The sequence below is a fragment of the Acinetobacter baretiae genome (assembly GCF_015627105.1).
GTDB classification, from domain to species: Bacteria; Pseudomonadota; Gammaproteobacteria; order Pseudomonadales; family Moraxellaceae; genus Acinetobacter; species Acinetobacter baretiae.
Window position 1 is genome coordinate 1 of record NZ_VTDM01000064.1, and the last position, 1,401, is coordinate 1,401.

General features: G+C 38.7%; 3 protein-coding genes. 1 reads left to right on the forward strand and 2 read right to left on the reverse strand.

Annotation, left to right across the window (positions count from 1 at the left end; all coding sequences use genetic code 11):
• Positions 1-161 (reverse strand): IS630 transposase-related protein (locus I2F17_RS12475; protein ID WP_213014496.1); only part of this gene is annotated, 161 nt, incomplete at its 3' end.
• Between the two features lie 28 nt (positions 162-189).
• Here I2F17_RS12475 and I2F17_RS12480 point away from each other — a divergent pair.
• Positions 190-1,053 (forward strand): DUF3987 domain-containing protein, encoded by an 864-nt coding sequence (locus I2F17_RS12480; protein ID WP_328705933.1) that lies wholly within the window; start codon positions 190-192, stop codon positions 1,051-1,053.
• 166 nt (positions 1,054-1,219) lie between these two features.
• Here I2F17_RS12480 and I2F17_RS12725 read toward each other — a convergent pair.
• Positions 1,220-1,401 (reverse strand): transposase (locus tag I2F17_RS12725; RefSeq protein WP_211139443.1); only part of this gene is annotated, 182 nt, incomplete at its 5' end.

Sequence of the window (1,401 nt, forward strand, 5' to 3'; positions counted from 1 at the left end):
TTAAAAGGTTTCCGTGGGCGGGTTCTTTTAATCTCAATTCGTTTTTTCCAACTCAAAATTGTATTTTTATCAATTTCAAATTGTGCAGAGACCGCTCGTATGGAACATCCTTCCTCAAGCTTCGCTATCACTTTTCGTCTAAAATGTTCTGAATAACTCATTTTTATATTGTCTTATATTTTTGATTGTTTGACTATAGGAGGCTACGCAAAGCTATTTGATGATGGTTCGGTGGAACGTACACGGTCTAAGTCGAACCTCAATGGTAGTGGTCGGGCTTATGATGTACGGCTTACATTCAATCTGCAGGGACAGCATGAGGTTTTATCCGATGCACTGAAAGACCCAGTGCTAAGAGGACAAGGCTTCTTACCACGTTTTATATTAACCATACCTGAGAACCTAGCAGGGACACGCCTACAAACAGCAGATAAGCAAGCCACCAATGCAAGCCTAGATCAACGCTTAATTGCTTACTGGTATCGGTGCGAGTATCTACTCGATGCTACACCTATGCCACAAGGCACAGAAAAGGGCGATGATGGGCGTTATGTGTTGCACATGGATAATGACGTTAAACAGATAGACCTTGCGTTCTACAACGAAATAGAGCGATTACAGGCTAAGGGTGAGCGCTATGAATATCTCCAAGCATTTGCAAGTCGGGCAAGTCAGCTTGCTAGACGCTTGGCTACCGTGTTCGCTTACTTTGAGGGTTTAGAAAAGATAGATGCTAAGATCTTACAAGGGGCTTGTGATGTAGTACGTCATTCATTGGGTGAATGGGCGAGATATGCAGATATTGAATCTAAAGAGGAGAGTAATACCATTAAATTAATTAATTGGTTTACTAAGTATTGCTTGAATAAGAAAATTAGTAAATTGGCATATTCTAGTTTTATGAATAACAGCCCTAGACCAATGAGAAGAAATAAGCAGCTGCTTGAGTTGGCATTGAATGAGTTAATTGACTCTCAATACTTGCGAGTTGGTGAAAGTGGCAGAACTCGTTATGTTGCTATTAACCCTCTTTTGTTAGAAAAATTGGCGTAATGGCTTAATGAGTGGCTTAATATTGATATTTTTAGTCTCTGTTAAGCCACTAAGCCAAGTGGTTTTTTAGTAGTTGCTTAATGAAAACCATTGGTACATAAGGCTTATAGCTTGATTAAGCCATTAAGCCAAGATTTCTAAAGAAAAGTATATATAGTCAAACAATCTAATTACTCATACAGAAATGAAAAAACATCTGAAAGAGTCGATCAATACAATCCTCTTGCCATTCTTTTCTCTTTTTCTTAATCCATGCCCAAGTCTTTTCAATAAAATTCAAATCAGGGCTATAAGGCGGTAACCATAAAATCTGATGCCCATAGTGTTCCAATAACTCCTGTATATCCG